We start from the raw sequence: 16,469 nt of genomic DNA, 5'->3' as shown, positions 1-16,469 counted from the left end.
AGAAATAATTTTACAATGAAAGTAGCAGTTGTTGGTGCCACCGGAATGGTAGGCGAAGTCATGTTGAAAGTGTTGGAAGAGCGTAACTTCCCTATTTCAGAATTATTATTGGTTGCTTCCGAGCGCTCCGTGGGCAAAAAGCTCACCTATAAAAATGAGGAATATACCGTAATCGGTCTGGCGGACGCTGTAGCCGCTCAACCAGACATTGCCATTTTCTCCGCAGGTGGGGACACCTCTTTGGAGTGGGCGCCGAAATTCGCTGAAGTTGGCACTACCGTAATCGATAATTCTTCCGCTTGGCGTATGGACCCGACCAAAAAGTTGGTGGTGCCCGAAATCAATGCCAGCGAACTTACTACAGAAGATAAAATCATTGCAAACCCCAACTGCTCCACCATTCAAATGGTATTGGCCTTGGACCCTTTGCACAAAAAATATCAAATGAAACGCGTGGTCGTTTCCACCTACCAGTCCGTTTCAGGAACCGGTGTTAAAGCGATTGAGCAAATGGAAAACGAAGCAGCAGGAATAGAAGGTGAAATGGCCTATCCTTATCCCATTAACCGAAATGCATTGCCACATTGCGATGTATTCTTGGAAAACGGATATACCAAAGAAGAAATGAAATTGGCCCGTGAGCCACAAAAAATATTGGACGACCGTTCCTTTTCGGTCACTGCAACTGCTGTGCGTATTCCTACCGCAGGTGGTCACTCGGAATCCGTAAACGTGGAATTCCACAACGATTTTGATTTGGCGGAAGTAAGACAGCTCCTTAGTGAAACACCAGGAATCATGGTGCAGGACAATCCGGCAACCAACACTTACCCTATGCCCGCTTTTGCAAATGGCAAGGATGAGGTTTTTGTGGGTAGAATCCGTCGCGATGAAACCCAGCCAAACACCTTGAACATGTGGATCGTGGCGGACAACCTAAGAAAAGGGGCCGCTACCAATGCAGTACAGATCGCGGAGTATTTGGTGGAGAACAACTTGGTTTCAAATACTTCTGAAGCAATTTCATAAAATTCGTTAAAGCATCAACTGTAGCCAATAGGTTTGTGTGTTTTGTGTACTTTTATCGGAATCAATCCGAGAAAACATGAAAAACATAAGTCTATTGGCTGCTTTGGTTTTATTCGCGGCCTGCAAAGAAGAATCTAAAACTAGAGAACCTATTACTGTGAACTACCCTACAACCAAAAAAGTTGACACCGTAGATAATTATTTTGGAAACGAGGTCCCAGACCCCTATCGGTGGTTGGAAGATGACCGAAGCGAGGAGACCGAGGCCTGGGTCAAGAAACAAAATGCGACTACATTCGGGTATCTGGAAAAGATTCCATTTCGCGAAGACCTTAAAAACCGATTGGAAAAACTTTGGAACTACGAAAAAGTGGGCTCTCCCTTTAAAGAGGGAAACTACACCTATTACTACAAAAACAATGGCCTGCAAAATCAGTATGTGGTTTATCGCAAAAAGGACGGTGGCGAAGAAGAAGTCTTTTTGGATCCCAACACATTCTCAGAAGATGGCACCACATCCTTGATGGGATTGAATTTCACTAAAGACGGTTCCAAGGCCGCATACCTTATTTCCGAAGGCGGAAGCGATTGGCGCAAGGGTATCGTGATCGATGCCGAATCCAAAGAAATTGTGGAGGACACCTTGGTAGATATTAAATTCAGTGGTATTTCCTGGAAAGGAAACGAAGGTTTCTACTACTCCAGTTATGATAAACCAGAAGGAAGCGAGCTGTCGGCAAAAACGGACCAGCACAAACTCTACTATCATAAATTGGGAACGCCACAGTCCGAAGATAAGATCATCTTTGGCGGAACACCAGAAGAAAAACACCGTTATGTAGGCGGTTCCGTATCAGAAGACCAGAAGTACCTTTTTATAACCGCATCTGTTTCAACATCCGGCAATAAATTGTTCCTAATGGACCTATCCAAAGAAAATCCTGAACTGGTAACAATTTTGGACGATACCGATTCCGACACCTACCCCATCGAAAACGAAGGCTCCAAACTTTACTTGGTTACTGACAGGGATGCGCCGAACAAAAAAATCGTGGTGGTGGATGCATCCAACCCAACGCCCAACAATTGGAAAGATCTCATCCCCGAAACAGAAAATGTATTGACGGCTGGAACGGGAGGAGGTTACTTCTTTGCTGAATATATGGTAGATGCTATTTCCAAAGTGCTCCAATACGATTATGATGGCAATCTGGTACGAGAAGTAAAACTGCCAGGCGTAGGAAGCGCCGGTGGTTTTGGTGGCAAAAAGGAGGATAAGAAATTCTATTTCTCCTTTACCAATTACAACACCCCAGCTTCGCTGTACAAATACGACGTAGAAACTGGTGAGTACGAACAATATTGGAAGCCTCAAATTGATTTCAATCCAGACGATTATGAATCAAAACAAGTATTCTACAACTCAAAAGATGGTACAAAAGTACCCATGATCATCACTTATAAAAAAGGAACGGAACTTAATGGCAAAAACCCGACCATGCTCTACGGCTATGGTGGCTTCAATGTGAGTTTAACGCCCTCTTTCAGCATAGTGAACGCCGTTTGGATGGAGCAAGGCGGTGTGTACGCCGTTCCCAACCTTCGTGGTGGTGGCGAATATGGTAAAGAATGGCATATTGCCGGAACAAAGCTCAATAAACAGAATGTATTTGATGACTTTATCGCGGCTGCCGAATACTTGATCGAAAACAAATACACCTCAAAAGAATATTTGGCCATTCGTGGGGGATCTAACGGAGGCTTGCTAGTTGGTGCCACTATGACCCAAAGACCAGATTTGATGCAAGTGGCATTGCCCGCAGTAGGCGTAATGGATATGCTCCGTTACCATACCTTTACCGCCGGGGCAGGGTGGGCCTATGATTATGGAACTTCCGAAGACAATGAGGAAATGTTCAACTACATTAAGGGCTATTCACCTGTTCATAATGTAAAGGAAGGAACGGACTATCCGGCCACCTTGGTGACAACAGGTGACCACGATGACCGTGTAGTACCCGCACACAGTTTTAAGTTTGCCGCAGAACTACAAGAAAAGCAAGCGGGGGAGCAACCCACATTGATACGTATTGAGACCAATGCAGGTCACGGAGCGGGAACGCCGGTGAGCAAAACCATTGAACAGTACGCTGATATTTTTGGTTTCACTCTTTATAATATGGGGTACGATGAACTACCCAACCAAGCTGTGATAAAAGAATTCAAAGATTGATTAAATCCGTCAAAAACTAATCAAACATAACATTGTCTGCTCGAGCGCAGTCGAGAATAAAACACCAGTAAACCCATTGAGGTTTCGATTGCGTTCAAGCTGAGATGTTTTAGACAGGTGAGCCACATATATTTATGCTTAAAGTCCAGATAGATTCTTTTGGTTACCAAAATAACACCATATTAAAGGGTATTTTATTTGAAGTGCCCCCAGGAGAACACGTGGCATTGATGGGCGAAAGCGGCTCTGGAAAAAGCACGCTGCTCAAAATCATCTATGGGTTGCTCCATGTGGAGGATGGCTCTATTTTTTGGGGCGATGTCGAAGCATTGGGACCCAATTTTAACTTGGTCCCCGGAGAACCCTATATGAAATATCTGGCACAGGATTTTGATTTGATGCCCTTCATTTCCGTGGAAGAGAACATAGGACAATTTCTTTCCGTTTTCGAAAGAGAAACACATGAAGAACGCATCAATGAGCTTCTAGACTTGATAGAGATGAAGCCCTACGCCAAAACCAAAGTGAAGTATCTTAGCGGCGGGCAACAACAACGCGTAGCGCTGGCCCGTGTTTTGGCACAAGAACCTGAAATCCTACTATTGGACGAGCCCTTTGGGCACATCGATAATTTTAAGCGAAATGTACTCCGTAGAAACCTTTTCCAGTATCTAAAAAAGCAAGGTATTACCGTATTGACGGCCAGTCACGACCCCAGTGATGTATTGCCCTTTGCAAAAAGAACATTGATATTGGAACAGGGCAAAATCATTGCCAACGAGAACACCCAAGAACTCTACAAAAACCCGCCAAATTACTACACCGCCTCACTATTTGGGCAAGTAAACGAAGTACCCATGAAATTATTAAAGTCCTATTCGGAAATAGATAGGTCAGTATTAGTATATCCGCACGAGTTCAAATTTTCGGATTCCTCTGGGCTTCAGGTTAAAGTAATCAATTCGTTTTTTCAAGGCAATCATTACTTAAATGAAAGTGCAGCGGAAGATGGCACCACAATCTTTTTTAATTCAGAGAAAAAGCAAGACGCAGGGGCAACTATTTTTCTTAATGTATCTTTGAATACCATCAACAGAAGGCTTCAGGTTGGACAAAAAACAAATACATAGGGAACTGGTTTTTAAGGCCATGCGAAGCAGTGGTGCTGGCGGGCAAAATGTGAACAAGGTTTCTTCCAAAGTAGAACTCACTTTCATTATTGACACATCAGAAGGTCTTTCTGATAAGGAAAAGGAGCGTATTCAACTCAAATTGAAATCCAGATTGACGAATGATGGCGCCTTGATTCTTCAATGTGATGAAGCACGTAGCCAACATCGAAATAAAGACCTCGTAGTGAAGCGGTTTTTCGAAATCCTGAAAAATGCGCTTGTGGTACCCAAAAAGAGAAAACCTACCAAACCCACCAAAACATCCAAAGAAAAGCGGTTAAAATCCAAAAAAGTAACAGCTGAAAAAAAGGCTGGCCGAAAAAAACCTGATTTGCCCCGATAAGAATTTAATGATTTTCTATCCTTCAGATCATAAACCCATCAAAAAAAGTAAGTCTGCAACAATTCTGATCTATCGGATTTAATATCCTCGCTTCAATTGCTTAATTTTCAGTCAAATTATAACTAATTCAAAAAAATGACTTCTAAAATTACAAACCTCAAAACATTACTGATCTCAACAGTAATGGCTTTGTCCTGTGTCATGTTTGCCGTGGCGCAAACGGTACCCTCTCCTGAGGACGTGTACGGATTTAGGGTAGGGGCCGATTACAAATTGGCGGACTATTCACAAATTGAAGATTATCTAAACAAGCTGGATGCTGCATCCAACAGGATCAAAAAAATCGAGATAGGTGAAACGGTACTCGGCCGTAAAATGTACCTTATGTTTATCTCTACGGAAGAAAACCTTGCCCAACTGGATAAGTGGAAAGATATCAGTACCAAACTTGCCCGGGTTCAAGTAGATGATGCCGAGGCCCTAAAATTATCGCAGGAAGGCAAGGCAATTGTATGGGTAGATGGCGGGATGCACTCCACGGAATTGGCCCACGGACAAATGACCTCCGAATTAGCTTATACATTGGCCACATCGGAAACCGCCGAAATGCAAAAAATCAGGGAAAACGTAATTACCCTTTTAATGCCCGTAATGAATCCAGATGGACTGGACATCGTTGTTGATTGGTATCGCAAGAATATGGGAACTGCCTATGAAACTTCCCGTCCCCCAATTTTGTACCACTACTATATGGGGCACGATAATAACAGGGACTGGTTTATGAACATTATGCCCGAAACCTATAATGTCACCAAAATCCTGTACAACGAATGGTACCCTCAGATTGTTTACAATCATCACCAATCGTCCCCTTCATGGACCAAAATTTCATTACCTCCCTACGCCGACCCTGTAAATCCAAGAATACACCCGGCAATAACGGCAGGGGTAAGTGAGGTAGGATCGGCCATGACCAAGCGTTTTTCCCTTGAAAATATGCCCGGTGCCATTGCCGATAACTTTTATACCATGTTCTGGAATGGCGGTGGACGTACCGTGCCTTATTATCACAACATGATCGGTATTTTGACCGAAACGGGCCATACCACCCCCACTCCCCGCTTCTATGACCCCAAGAAACTACCCAAAACTGTAGCTGGAGGCACCCCAACTGATGGAACGGATATTATGTACCCAGATCCATGGAAAGGTGGCGAATCCCATTTTAGGGATGCCGTGGATTATATGTTAACGGCAACCTGGGCCACTTTGGACCTTGCAGCAGACCGCAAGAGCAATTACCTACACAACATTTACAAGATGGGTAAGTCTGCAGTTGAAAAAGGTAAAACTGAAGATTTGTTCGCCTACATTATCAGCAAGGAACAATGGGACTCCTTTGAGGCTGTAAACTTGGTAAATGTATTGCTACAAGGTGGTATCGAAATTGAAAAAGCGACCAAAGATTTTACAGTAAATGGCAAAGAATATGAAGAAGGCTCTTACGTCATCTACACCGCTCAGGCATTTAGACCATACCTTTTGGACTTGATGGAGAAACAGAACTATCCAACACGTTTCCAATATCCAGGGGGTCCTCCCGACACTCCCTATGATTTGGCGGGATGGACATTGCCTATGCAAATGGGCATCAATGTAGATAAGATTTCTGAATCATTCAATGCTCCAACGGAAAAAGTCACTGGTCTGGCAAAATACTACGAAGGTGAAGTTAACAGAAATGGCTCCTTCGGATATGCGCTAAGCGTTAATAGTAATGCTTCCGTAGTGGCCACAAACAAAATTCTGAAAGCTGGCGGAACGGCGTACAAGAGCATGTCAGAGTTCAAAGCAGGAAAAGTAACGCTCCCTGCTGGATCGTTTATTCTTACCGGAGAAAAAGAAATGATAGAATCCTTGGCAGATGAATACGGCCTCGAATTTACAGGCCTTTCGGTCAAACCAGAGGTTCAATTGAAAAAAATCCATTTGCCCAAAGTGGGGCTGTACAAGTCCTGGGTGGCCAATATGGATGAAGGATGGACCCGTTTTGTTATGGACAAATACGAATTTGATATGGATACCTTGCACGATGCAGATATCAAAACAAAGGATTTATCCAAGTATGATGCCATCATCATCCCATCTCAAAGACCGAGTTCCATTTTACACGGACATGACAATTTGAGCATGCCGGAAAAATTCACGGGCGGGATAGGCCTAAAGGGTTCTTTAGCTTTGAGCGACTATGTTGAAGCCGGAGGAACCTTGATTGCCTTTGATGAAGCGAGTGACTACGTGATAGAACAATTCGGATTGCCGTTGCGTGATGCTGTGGAAGGAGCTGACAGTAAAGACTTTTTTATCCCAGGTTCATTGATCAAAGCAGGTGTGGATACCTCGCACCCATTGGCATTTGGAATGAAGGACACCGTTGCAGTTTCTTTTAACAGAAGTAGGGCCTTCACCATTGACAAACAACGAAAATCTGGTGAAGGAGGAACAGAGGACATCAAAGATGCTCCAGCACCCGAAGTTGAAGTAATTGCCACCTATGCCGCCAAAGATTTATTAATGAGCGGTTGGGCCATGGGCGAAGACAGATATATCGCAAAAAAACCTGCACTGGTAAAAGCCAAATATGGTAAGGGTTCGGCAGTATTATTTGCATTCCGTCCCCAATTTAGGGCACAGCCACGTGGAACGTATAAGTTGATATTTAACGCGATTTACGAAGGCGCTTCGGAATAGCGGAACATATTAGTGTATAAAGAAAAGCCACATCAAATTGATGTGGCTTTTTCTATTCCTATTATAATTCTTGAACAAATTTATGAATGGTTTTGAGTTTCCAACTCCCTGGCAATCCAAGAAAAACTGTCCTGAACTTTTGAAAAGACTTGTTCTTCCGGAACCAAGTCGGGAATAATATCTATACTTTCAATAAGCCGTTTGGGTTGTTCCTGCAAGCCAGTTAAAACGGTTTTTACGTTTTTATTGGATAAATCAAAAATGATGGTTTCCAGAGCATAGACACCCGACTGATCGATATGTGGTACACGGTCCATACGGATGACAAGTACTTTTATATGTTCATCAATATTTTTTACCTGATCCTGAAAGTAGGACGTAAAACCAAAAAACAACGGACCATTTAAATGTTTGATAAATACTTGGTCCTTGTATTTCTCATAGAAACTCTCCTCATCTACCCAAGGCCTTTCCCCATCAAAACCCGCAAGGGTACCAACTTCCATGCCTTTTTCCCCAATATCACTGGCGCGTTTCATAAACAACAATGCCGCCAGCGTTACCCCAACACCAACTGCTTGGATCAGACTGCCAAATGTGGTCCATAATAAAACAATGATCAGTACCACGGAATCAGCCTTGGGCATTATCTTTATATGTTTGAGACCACGGGTATCGATAATTTTAAACCCAATCGGAATCAATATTCCTGCAAGCACAGCCAAGGGGATGTATGCTGCGAGCGAACTTAATCCCAATAAAACGGCCAAGAGAAATGTGCCGTGCAAGGCTCCGGAAAGCCTCGTTTTACCACCATTATTTATGTTTACCACAGTACCCTTGGTTGCTCCTGCACCAGGTATGCCCCCAATCAATGCTGCCACCATATTGCCAATACCTTGGCCGATTAGCTCGCGATTGCTATTATGCTTGGTTTTGGTCATGTTATCCGCAATTACCGAGGTCAACAACGAGTCAATGGAACCCAAAACGGCCAAGACCAGTCCATATTCCAGAACCATAAAATAGGCTTCACTATCAATGCTGAAAAGGCCGTCTATTTGCAGCGAGGGTAATCCCGAAGGTATTTCTCCAATAATAGGAACATCCCAATTTATAAAATAGGAAAAGATGGATACGGCAATCAAGGCCACTAGAGCGCTGGGTACGGTCTTGTTGATTTTTGGAAAGAGGTAATAAATTATCACCGTCATCGCTCCCAAAACCAGAGCCTGCCAATTAAACTCGGTAAAAAGTCTGGGTAAATCCGACATTACTTTTATAGTGGATTTTGCCGAATCCAAACCAACGAACGGGAATATTTGCAGGATGATGATAATGAGTCCCACACCGCTCATGAAACCCGAAATTACGGGGTAGGGAAAGTATTTGATATATCCGGCAATGTTTACTAGCCCAAAAATTATCTGTAATACCCCGCCGACAAAGAAACTCAGAATAATGATGCCCATTGCACTTTCCAAACTTCCTGTCAAGTCAATGGCACTGGCCACCAAAGCTGCCGAAACCACGGTCATTGGTCCGGTTGGGCCGCTAGCTTGTGTTTTTGTTCCCCCAAACAAGGCGGCAAGTATTCCAATTGCGATTGCACCGTACAGCCCTGAGATTGCACCGAGACCGGATTGCACACCAAAAGCCAATGCCAGCGGTAGCGCTACGATGCCCGCCACGAGTCCGCCAGTAAAATCGCCTTTTAAATATTTTGTATCGTAAAATTTTGCCATAATTGGTTAGGTTCTATTGTGAGTTTTATTTTACTTGAAATTTACAACTTTCGAAATTAACCCTCGAGCCTTTGGTGTTTTATCTTGGTCTGAAAAATTCATTCTTACATAAATATCTATCGGCATACGCCTTGTCTACTAGTCTACGAATTGGTTCGGCCATGTTCTTGAAATTCTCATCCGACTAGACAATCCTTTGCTCTGGCTCATGCCCAGCTCCTGCGGAATCTTCATAAACGAATCATATTGGTAGAAATACCTTTTCAAAAAAAGAAAAAGTTATTTAAACAAAATTGCCACAGCACCAATGGCCGTTACAATCAAGATAAAACGCTTGTAGTTTTTTTCGTTGATTTTCTTCACCAAGAAAACGCCCAAAATCAAACCGAGAAGAATGGCGGGCAAAAGCCTTAAGTTAATCAGAAGGCTTTCAACCGTAACCGTTTTCCAAACAAATACATGAAAAGGAAGTTTGAACAAATTAGTGATAAAGAACAGCCAAGCTGCCGTACCCACAAACTCGTTCTTGGGCAATCGCATGGCCAAAAAGAAAATATTGGTGAAGGCACCGGCCAAATTGCCGATCATGGTACAGATTCCGGCCAAAATTCCCATAGAACCCGAAAACAACCAATGGGTGGGCACGGTTTGGGACTTTCTTCTATCCCACCAAATGAGCATCGCCAAACTTATAAATATCACGATTACCATCCCCCATTTAAATTCCCATTCAGGAAGATCTTTGCCGACCAATACTCCGACGAGTATCCCAAGGATCATCCATGGAATAAACTTAAAAATGTATTTCCATTGGGCGTGTCGGTTGTAATAGACCACCGCAAAAATATCCCCAACAATCAGCAGCGGAATAAAAAGCCCCGTAGAAGCTCTCGAACCAAAGGCCAAAGCCATAAGGGTCACATTAAAAATGGACATGCCCTTAAGTCCCGCTTTGGAGACCCCCATCAAAAAAGCAGCGGTAGCGGCCATGGTCCAAGCGGCAACAGAAATGTCGGAGAAAGCAGAAAGAAACATGAGGATTTTTTTTGCGGGTTCACAAAAGTAACCCAAAAAAACTATCTTTAGCTCCAGCCAAACTGAACAAATGAAATTAGAGCTTTTAGATTACACCATCATTTTTGGATTTTTTGCTTTGGTCCTCTTCATAGGGATTTATGTTTCAAAAAAATCCGGACAAAATTCAACAGAATATTTTTTATCCGGCCGAAGTATGCCCTGGTGGCTTTTGGGATTGTCCATGGTCGCTACGACTTTTTCCACGGATACGCCCAATTTAGTGACCGATTTGGTTCGCTCCAATGGTGTTTCAGGAAACTGGGGGTGGTGGTGCTTTTTGTTAACAGGGATGTTGACCGTTTTTGTTTATGCCAAGCTTTGGAGAAAATCTAACGTAAAAACGGATCTGGAATTTTATGAATTAAGATACGGGGGAAAGGCAGCAAGCTTTTTAAGAAAGTTCAGGGCCATATATCTTGGGGTTTTGTTCAATGTGATCACCATGGCCTCCGTTACCTTGGCCGCCATAAAGATAGGTGGCGTAATGCTAGGGTTGGACCCTTGGGTAACTGTGGTAAGCGCAGGCCTTATCACTGTTATTTTTAGTGCCCTAGGTGGATTTAAGGGTGTTGTGTACAGTGATTTTTTCCTGTTTTTTATGGCAATGGCCGGAGCAATAGGAGCTGCTTATTATCTGGTTAATTTACCTGAAGTGGGCGGATTGCAAGCGGTTTTGGAAAATGAGAATGTAAAAGATAAATTAAGCATACTCCCCGATTTCAGTGATAAAAAAGCCTTGATCACTGCGCTGATCATACCCTTGGCAGTGCAATGGTGGAGTTCTTGGTATCCTGGAGGCGAACCAGGCGGTGGAGGTTATATTGCACAACGAATGTTGGCGGCGAAAAATGAGAATCACGCTATTGGAGCTACCTTCTTCTTTAATATTATGCATTATGCTTTAAGACCTTGGCCTTGGATTCTAGTGGCTTTGGCCTCCTTGGTAGTATATCCGGATGTTGCGAGTATCCACGAAGCCTTCCCCAATGTAACGGAGGATAAGCTTGGGCACGATTTGGCCTATTCCGCCATGATGACAAAACTCCCAACAGGGCTTTTAGGTGTGGTTCTAGCCTCTCTGGTTGCAGCCTACATGTCCACAATTTCGACCCAGCTGAACTGGGGCTCATCCTACATAGTGTATGATTTTTATAAGCAACAAATAAATCCAGAGGCCTCAGAAAAACAAATGGTAAATGTGGGTAGGATTTCTACCGTACTGTTAATGGTGTTGAGTGCGTTTTTGGCATTGGCCCTACAGGATGCCATGGGAGTGTTCAACCTGCTTTTATCATTTGGAGCGGGAACAGGGCTTATTTTCATATTAAGGTGGTTCTGGTGGCGAATCAACGCTTGGAGTGAAATTACCGCCATGTTCTCATCAGGAATACTAGCGGTTTTACTCGAAACCACTCCTTTGCGAGGTTATTTGTTTGCTCCGGACACAGGTATTTTTCCTGAATGGGCCGATTTACCTTTTATAATGATAGTAACTTCCATTATCTGGTTAACAGCCACATTTGTTACCCAACCGGAAAGTAAAGAGGTGCTTCGAAGCTTCTATCTAAAAATTCAGCCAGGAGGTCCAGGTTGGGCCAAAGTTGTGGATGAAGCCAAAGTAGACAATGTGGAAATAGTCAAGACCAACGAAAAGTGGAGCGTTCCATCAGGAATTAAGGCAATGCTATCCGGTGTTGTTTTGATTTACTCCATTATGTTCGCCACAGGATATTGGATTTATGGAGAATACCAATTGGCCATCATTCTAACTGTTGTAGTAGCCCTTTCCGCTTTTGTATTATTAAAGGTATGGCAAGGAATGAAAAACGTGTTTTAGCGGGTTACCCTCGCAACTCCAATAATCTGGAAACATATTTTCCAACCACATCGAACTCTAGGTTAATGGTGCCACCTACTTTGTAGGTGTGGAAACGGGTATGCTCGTAGGTGTAAGGAATTATCGCAACGCTAAAACTGTCTTTTTTGGAATCCACAACGGTCAAACTAACTCCGTCCACCGTAATGGAACCTTTTTCGATGGTCACATTATTGAGTCTGGAATCGTATGCAAAGGTATAGACCCAACTGCCATCCTTCTCCTCAATGGATTTACAAGTTGCGGTTTGATCCACGTGCCCTTGAACAATATGTCCGTCCAAACGTGCGCCGAGCAACATGGCCCGCTCCAGATTGACCACTTCACCAACTTTTAATTCACCTAAATTGGTTTTGTTCAGGGTTTCTTCAATGGCAGTCACGGTATACTGATCGGCATGAATGGAAACAACGGTTAGGCATACCCCGTTGTGCGAAACACTTTGGTCTATCTTTAATTCAGCTGTAATTGTGGAGGAAACTGTAATATGAAGATTTCCGCCCTCTTTTTCCAGCTTTTCAACTTTCCCTAAAGTCTCTATGATCCCTGTGAACATTGTGTCTTATTAATTGACTAGTTTTGTAATGCAAAAGTAGCCATAACGGCATTCATTTTATGAAGGAAAATCAAAAAATACGATTGGGGATCTCCATTGGAGACATTAACGGAATTGGGTGCGAGGTAGCGCTCAAAACTTTTGAGGATGCAAGAATGTTGGACTTTTGCACACCTGTACTATTTGCATCCAACAAGATTGTTTCACAACAGTTCAAAGATTTTGGGCTGGATATCAAATTCAACGGTGTCCGCGATGCCGACCAGGCCTTGGAAGGAAAAGTCAATATCGTAAATGTGAGCAAGGATGTTCCCAGTATTCAGTACGGGCAGGCCACAAAGGAGGCCGGTGAATTTGCCATTACATCATTGAAGGCCGCCGTGAATGCCCTAAAAGAAAATAAGATCGATGTTTTGGTGACGGCACCCATCAACAAAAACAATATACAATCCGAAGATTTCAAGTTTCCCGGACATACCGATTTTTTGGCCCAAGAACTGAAAGGTGAAAGTCTTATGTTTATGGTAACCAACGAACTTCGGGTAGGTCTGCTTACCGATCACATCGCCGTAAAGGATGTGGCCAAGGCCATCACCCCAAAACTTATTCGGAACAAAGTCGCCACCATGGAGGAATCCCTAAAGATGGATTTTGGCATCCGTAAACCCAAAATTGCACTTTTGGGGATCAATCCGCACAGTGGGGACAACGGAACCATTGGGGAAGAGGACGATAAAATCCTAAAACCTACCATTAAAGAATTGTTCGACAAGGGCACTTTGGTGTACGGCCCCTATTCGGCCGATAGTTTCTTTGGTTCTGACAACCATAAAAATTTCGATGCCATACTGGCGGCATACCACGATCAAGGGCTAATCCCATTTAAAACACTCTCTTTTGGAAAGGGAGTCAATTATACTGCAGGTCTAAATAAGGTAAGAACATCACCCGATCATGGCACCGCCTACGAAATTGCAGGCAAGGGCAAGGCGGACGACAGTTCGTTTAAAGAAGCAGTTTTTACTGCCATTCAAGTGTTTAGGAACCGGACCGAATACCAAGAACTCACCGAAAACCCTCTAAAAAAGCAGAAAATTAAGCGCGGAGGGTAAAAAGTTGTATTCATTTTGGATATTTGTTGTGGCAAGAATTGCAGTTTTGTAAATTAGTAGTATCTTTGCACCCGCCTTTAAAGGCTGGTACACAAACCTTAAGTGTAGAAATGATGAAGCTGAAAGAGTTTAATATCCCTTTTTCAGGTCTGAAGTTGGGAAAACATAACTTTGTGTACGAAATTGATGATGCGTTCTTTGAATCTTTTGACTACCAAGAATTTAACGGAGCTTCCGTAAAAATTGATGCCATTTTGGATAAAATGAGCACGATGATGGAACTTCAGATTGAAGCGGAGGGAACCATAAATGTGGATTGTGACTTAACGGGCGAACCTTTTGACCAGCCTATTGATTCCAAATTGAAACTAGTCGTCAAGTTTGGCGAAGAGTACAATGATGAAGACGATGAGATCCTTATCATTCCACATGGGGAACACCAATTCAATATTGCGCAGTACGTATACGAAATGTTGGTGCTGGCCGTTCCACAAAAAAGGGTTCATCCCGGAGTGGAAGATGGCACATTGCAATCCGAAATCTTGGACAAGCTAGAAGAGCTTCAGCCAAAAGAGAATACAAAACCATCAGAAGACACAGACCCCAGGTGGGACGATTTAAAAAAGTTACTAACGGATAAATAGGTTTATAATGGCACATCCTAAGAGAAAAATATCAAAAACCAGAAGGGACAAAAGAAGAACTCACTACAAAGCAGTTGCGCCTACAATTGCCAAAGACTCAACAACAGGTGAAATGCACTTGATGCACAGAGCACATTGGCACGAAGGCAAATTGTACTACAGAGGTCAGATTTTGATCGACAAAACTGAAGAGGAAACAGCGGCCTAATCGCAAACACCTTAAAATAAAGCAACTCCCGTTCAATTTTTAACGGGAGTTTTTTTATGGGCCCACGTTAACACCCAAAAACGATTAATTTTGCCCATAAAGTCATATAAAATGACTAATTTTCACCGCTTTTGGGTCAAATTTGATTCTTTTTGACAATAAAGAGAGGCTAAAATGAAGAAAACAACAGCAGCAATAACAGCTGTAGGAGGATATGTTCCCGATTTTGTACTTTCCAATAAAGTACTGGAAACTATGGTAGATACCAACGATGAATGGATAACTACCAGAACCGGAATCAAGGAACGTAGAATCTTAAAAGAAGAGAATGCAGGAACATCTTTTATGGCCATCAAAGCCGCAGAAGACCTGCTTCAAAAAAGAGGCATTGAAGCTTCCGAAATAGATTTTGTGCTTGTAGCAACCGCAACCCCCGACTTGCCCGTAGCATCAACCGCTGCATATGTGGCTTCAGAAATTGGTGCTGTAAACGCTTTCGCCTACGACTTGCAGGCAGCGTGTTCCAGCTTTTTATACGGGATGTCCACTGCGGCCAGTTACATAGAATCCGGCAGATATAAAAAGGTATTGGTCATTGGGGCCGATAAAATGTCCTCCATAATAGATTATACAGATAGAACTACATGTATTATTTTTGGTGATGGAGCCGGAGCGGTTCTTTTTGAACCTAATGAAGAAGGATTGGGACTTCAAGACGAATATCTTCGCTCTGATGGTATTGGTCGTCAATTTTTAAAGATTGATGCAGGCGGCTCTATTCTGCCTGCTTCTGAAGCAACCGTAAAAAACAAACAACATTTTGTGTACCAAGACGGTAAGTCCGTTTTTAAATTTGCGGTATCCAATATGGCAGATGTATCGGCACTGATCATGGAGCGGAACAATTTGACAAAAGATGATGTGCAATGGTTAGCGCCCCACCAAGCCAATAAACGTATCATCGATGCCACAGCAAATCGAATGGGAGTAGAACCAGAAAAAGTTCTAATCAACATCGACCGTTACGGAAATACGACCTCCGCAACACTGCCCTTGTTGTTGTACGACTTCGAGAAGCAGTTAAAAAAGGGAGATAACATAATTTTTGCCGCCTTTGGAGGTGGTTTTACATGGGGTTCCATTTATTTAAAATGGGCCTATAATTCTTAATCACGCAACTAACAAATTATATTCCATGGACATTAAGGAAATTCAAAGTTTAATCAAGTTTGTCGCCAAATCGGGCGCCAGCGAGGTGAAGCTGGAGATGGAGGATATCAAAATCACCATTCGAACGGGAAGCGCCGGTTCAGGTTCACCAGAAACCACAATTGTTCAACAGATTCCTGTTCCCCAAACCGCAGCAGCTCCTACAGCGCAAGCACCGGTAGCCCAAGAAACCGCTGCACCTGCACCATCTGAAGCCAAAAAATCAGATGACGATTCAAAATATATTACCATAAAATCTCCTATCATAGGAACTTTTTATAGAAAACCTTCGCCTGACAAACCAGCATTTGTGGAGGTTGGAACTTCCATCAACAAAGGAGATGTTCTTTGTGTGATAGAGGCAATGAAACTTTTCAACGATATCGAATCCGAAGTTTCAGGTAAAATTGTAAAGATTTTGGTTGACGACTCTTCTCCAGTTGAGTTCGACCAACCCTTATTCTTGGTAGACCCGTCGTAGTGAATTTTAAATGATAGATTCTGGGCCATCAAT

Annotated in this window: 14 protein-coding genes; 11 read left to right on the top strand and 3 right to left on the bottom strand. The window is 43.0% G+C overall.

Annotated elements, in window-relative coordinates:
• The first annotated feature begins 15 nt into the window (after window positions 1-15).
• The 5 genes from DCK90_RS08225 (at window position 16) to DCK90_RS08205 (ending at window position 7,528) form a co-directional block, all read left to right on the top strand.
• Window positions 16-1,029, top strand: a complete 1,014-nt coding sequence (locus DCK90_RS08225) for an aspartate-semialdehyde dehydrogenase (RefSeq protein WP_108245700.1) — start codon at window positions 16-18, stop codon at window positions 1,027-1,029.
• 76 nt (window positions 1,030-1,105) lie between these two features.
• Complete coding sequence (locus tag DCK90_RS08220) at window positions 1,106-3,262, top strand: prolyl oligopeptidase family serine peptidase (protein ID WP_108245699.1); 2,157 nt, start codon at window positions 1,106-1,108, stop codon at window positions 3,260-3,262.
• Window positions 3,263-3,396: 134 nt separating this feature from the next.
• Complete coding sequence (locus tag DCK90_RS08215) at window positions 3,397-4,392, top strand: ABC transporter ATP-binding protein (RefSeq protein WP_108245698.1); 996 nt, start codon at window positions 3,397-3,399, stop codon at window positions 4,390-4,392.
• Entirely contained in the window at window positions 4,370-4,777 is a 408-nt protein-coding gene (gene arfB / locus DCK90_RS08210) for an alternative ribosome rescue aminoacyl-tRNA hydrolase ArfB (RefSeq protein WP_108245697.1), read from the top strand. Before DCK90_RS08215 ends, arfB begins: the two co-directional genes overlap by 23 nt.
• A gap of 135 nt (window positions 4,778-4,912) precedes the next feature.
• On the top strand, window positions 4,913-7,528 hold the full coding sequence (locus tag DCK90_RS08205) for a M14 family metallopeptidase (protein ID WP_108245696.1): 2,616 nt from the start codon (window positions 4,913-4,915) through the stop codon (window positions 7,526-7,528).
• Between the two features lie 80 nt (window positions 7,529-7,608).
• On the opposite strand, the gene DCK90_RS08200 is transcribed toward DCK90_RS08205, so the two are convergent.
• Both DCK90_RS08200 and DCK90_RS08195 read right to left on the bottom strand, forming a co-directional pair.
• The gene (locus DCK90_RS08200) at window positions 7,609-9,273 is read right to left on the bottom strand and encodes a SulP family inorganic anion transporter (RefSeq protein WP_234414677.1); all 1,665 of its coding nucleotides are present in this window, start codon (window positions 9,271-9,273) and stop codon (window positions 7,609-7,611) included.
• 279 nt (window positions 9,274-9,552) lie between these two features.
• Window positions 9,553-10,308, bottom strand: coding sequence for a sulfite exporter TauE/SafE family protein (locus DCK90_RS08195; protein WP_108245694.1), 756 nt, complete (start codon window positions 10,306-10,308; stop codon window positions 9,553-9,555).
• A gap of 70 nt (window positions 10,309-10,378) precedes the next feature.
• Between DCK90_RS08195 and DCK90_RS08190 the strand changes: the two genes are divergently transcribed.
• Entirely contained in the window at window positions 10,379-12,187 is a 1,809-nt protein-coding gene (locus tag DCK90_RS08190; RefSeq protein ID WP_108245693.1) for a sodium:solute symporter family protein, read from the top strand.
• A gap of 4 nt (window positions 12,188-12,191) precedes the next feature.
• Here the strand turns inward: DCK90_RS08190 and DCK90_RS08185 are convergent, their stop codons facing one another.
• Window positions 12,192-12,782, bottom strand: coding sequence for a riboflavin synthase (locus DCK90_RS08185; RefSeq protein ID WP_108245692.1), 591 nt, complete (start codon window positions 12,780-12,782; stop codon window positions 12,192-12,194).
• Window positions 12,783-12,841: 59 nt separating this feature from the next.
• On the opposite strand from DCK90_RS08185, the gene pdxA reads away from it, so the two are divergent.
• The 5 genes from pdxA to accB all read left to right on the top strand — a co-directional run bounded on the left by pdxA (window position 12,842) and on the right by accB (window position 16,436).
• Complete coding sequence (gene pdxA, locus DCK90_RS08180) at window positions 12,842-13,894, top strand: 4-hydroxythreonine-4-phosphate dehydrogenase PdxA (protein WP_108245691.1); 1,053 nt, start codon at window positions 12,842-12,844, stop codon at window positions 13,892-13,894.
• Window positions 13,895-14,004: 110 nt separating this feature from the next.
• Window positions 14,005-14,538 (top strand): YceD family protein, encoded by a 534-nt coding sequence (locus tag DCK90_RS08175; RefSeq protein WP_108245940.1) that lies wholly within the window; start codon window positions 14,005-14,007, stop codon window positions 14,536-14,538.
• Between the two features lie 7 nt (window positions 14,539-14,545).
• On the top strand, window positions 14,546-14,746 hold the full coding sequence (rpmF, locus tag DCK90_RS08170) for a 50S ribosomal protein L32 (protein ID WP_108245690.1): 201 nt from the start codon (window positions 14,546-14,548) through the stop codon (window positions 14,744-14,746).
• Between the two features lie 174 nt (window positions 14,747-14,920).
• Complete coding sequence (locus DCK90_RS08165) at window positions 14,921-15,916, top strand: beta-ketoacyl-ACP synthase III (protein WP_108245689.1); 996 nt, start codon at window positions 14,921-14,923, stop codon at window positions 15,914-15,916.
• Between the two features lie 25 nt (window positions 15,917-15,941).
• Window positions 15,942-16,436 (top strand): acetyl-CoA carboxylase biotin carboxyl carrier protein, encoded by a 495-nt coding sequence (gene accB / locus DCK90_RS08160; protein WP_108245688.1) that lies wholly within the window; start codon window positions 15,942-15,944, stop codon window positions 16,434-16,436.
• Window positions 16,437-16,469: the final 33 nt, after the last annotated feature.

The organism is Muricauda brasiliensis, assembly GCF_003057865.1.
Taxonomy (GTDB): Bacteria; Bacteroidota; Bacteroidia; order Flavobacteriales; family Flavobacteriaceae; genus Flagellimonas; species Flagellimonas chongwuensis.
Note: the sequence above shows the minus strand (reverse complement) of the source record. Positions and strands in the feature narration are given on the sequence as shown.

Bases quoted from the DNA above. Each gene is read 5' to 3' on its own strand.
- rpmF (WP_108245690.1), top strand. From the start codon at position 14,546: ATGGCACATCCTAAGAGAAAAATATCAAAAACCAGAAGGGACAAAAGA.
- DCK90_RS08215 (WP_108245698.1), top strand. From the start codon at position 3,397: ATGCTTAAAGTCCAGATAGATTCTTTTGGTTACCAAAATAACACCATA.
- pdxA (WP_108245691.1), top strand. From the start codon at position 12,842: ATGAAGGAAAATCAAAAAATACGATTGGGGATCTCCATTGGAGACATT.
- DCK90_RS08200 (WP_234414677.1), bottom strand. From the start codon at position 9,273: ATGGCAAAATTTTACGATACAAAATATTTAAAAGGCGATTTTACTGGC.
- DCK90_RS08220 (WP_108245699.1), top strand. From the start codon at position 1,106: ATGAAAAACATAAGTCTATTGGCTGCTTTGGTTTTATTCGCGGCCTGC.
- DCK90_RS08175 (WP_108245940.1), top strand. From the start codon at position 14,005: ATGATGAAGCTGAAAGAGTTTAATATCCCTTTTTCAGGTCTGAAGTTG.
- DCK90_RS08225 (WP_108245700.1), top strand. From the start codon at position 16: ATGAAAGTAGCAGTTGTTGGTGCCACCGGAATGGTAGGCGAAGTCATG.
- DCK90_RS08185 (WP_108245692.1), bottom strand. From the start codon at position 12,782: ATGTTCACAGGGATCATAGAGACTTTAGGGAAAGTTGAAAAGCTGGAA.
- accB (WP_108245688.1), top strand. From the start codon at position 15,942: ATGGACATTAAGGAAATTCAAAGTTTAATCAAGTTTGTCGCCAAATCG.
- DCK90_RS08190 (WP_108245693.1), top strand. From the start codon at position 10,379: ATGAAATTAGAGCTTTTAGATTACACCATCATTTTTGGATTTTTTGCT.
- DCK90_RS08165 (WP_108245689.1), top strand. From the start codon at position 14,921: ATGAAGAAAACAACAGCAGCAATAACAGCTGTAGGAGGATATGTTCCC.
- DCK90_RS08205 (WP_108245696.1), top strand. From the start codon at position 4,913: ATGACTTCTAAAATTACAAACCTCAAAACATTACTGATCTCAACAGTA.
- DCK90_RS08195 (WP_108245694.1), bottom strand. From the start codon at position 10,308: ATGTTTCTTTCTGCTTTCTCCGACATTTCTGTTGCCGCTTGGACCATG.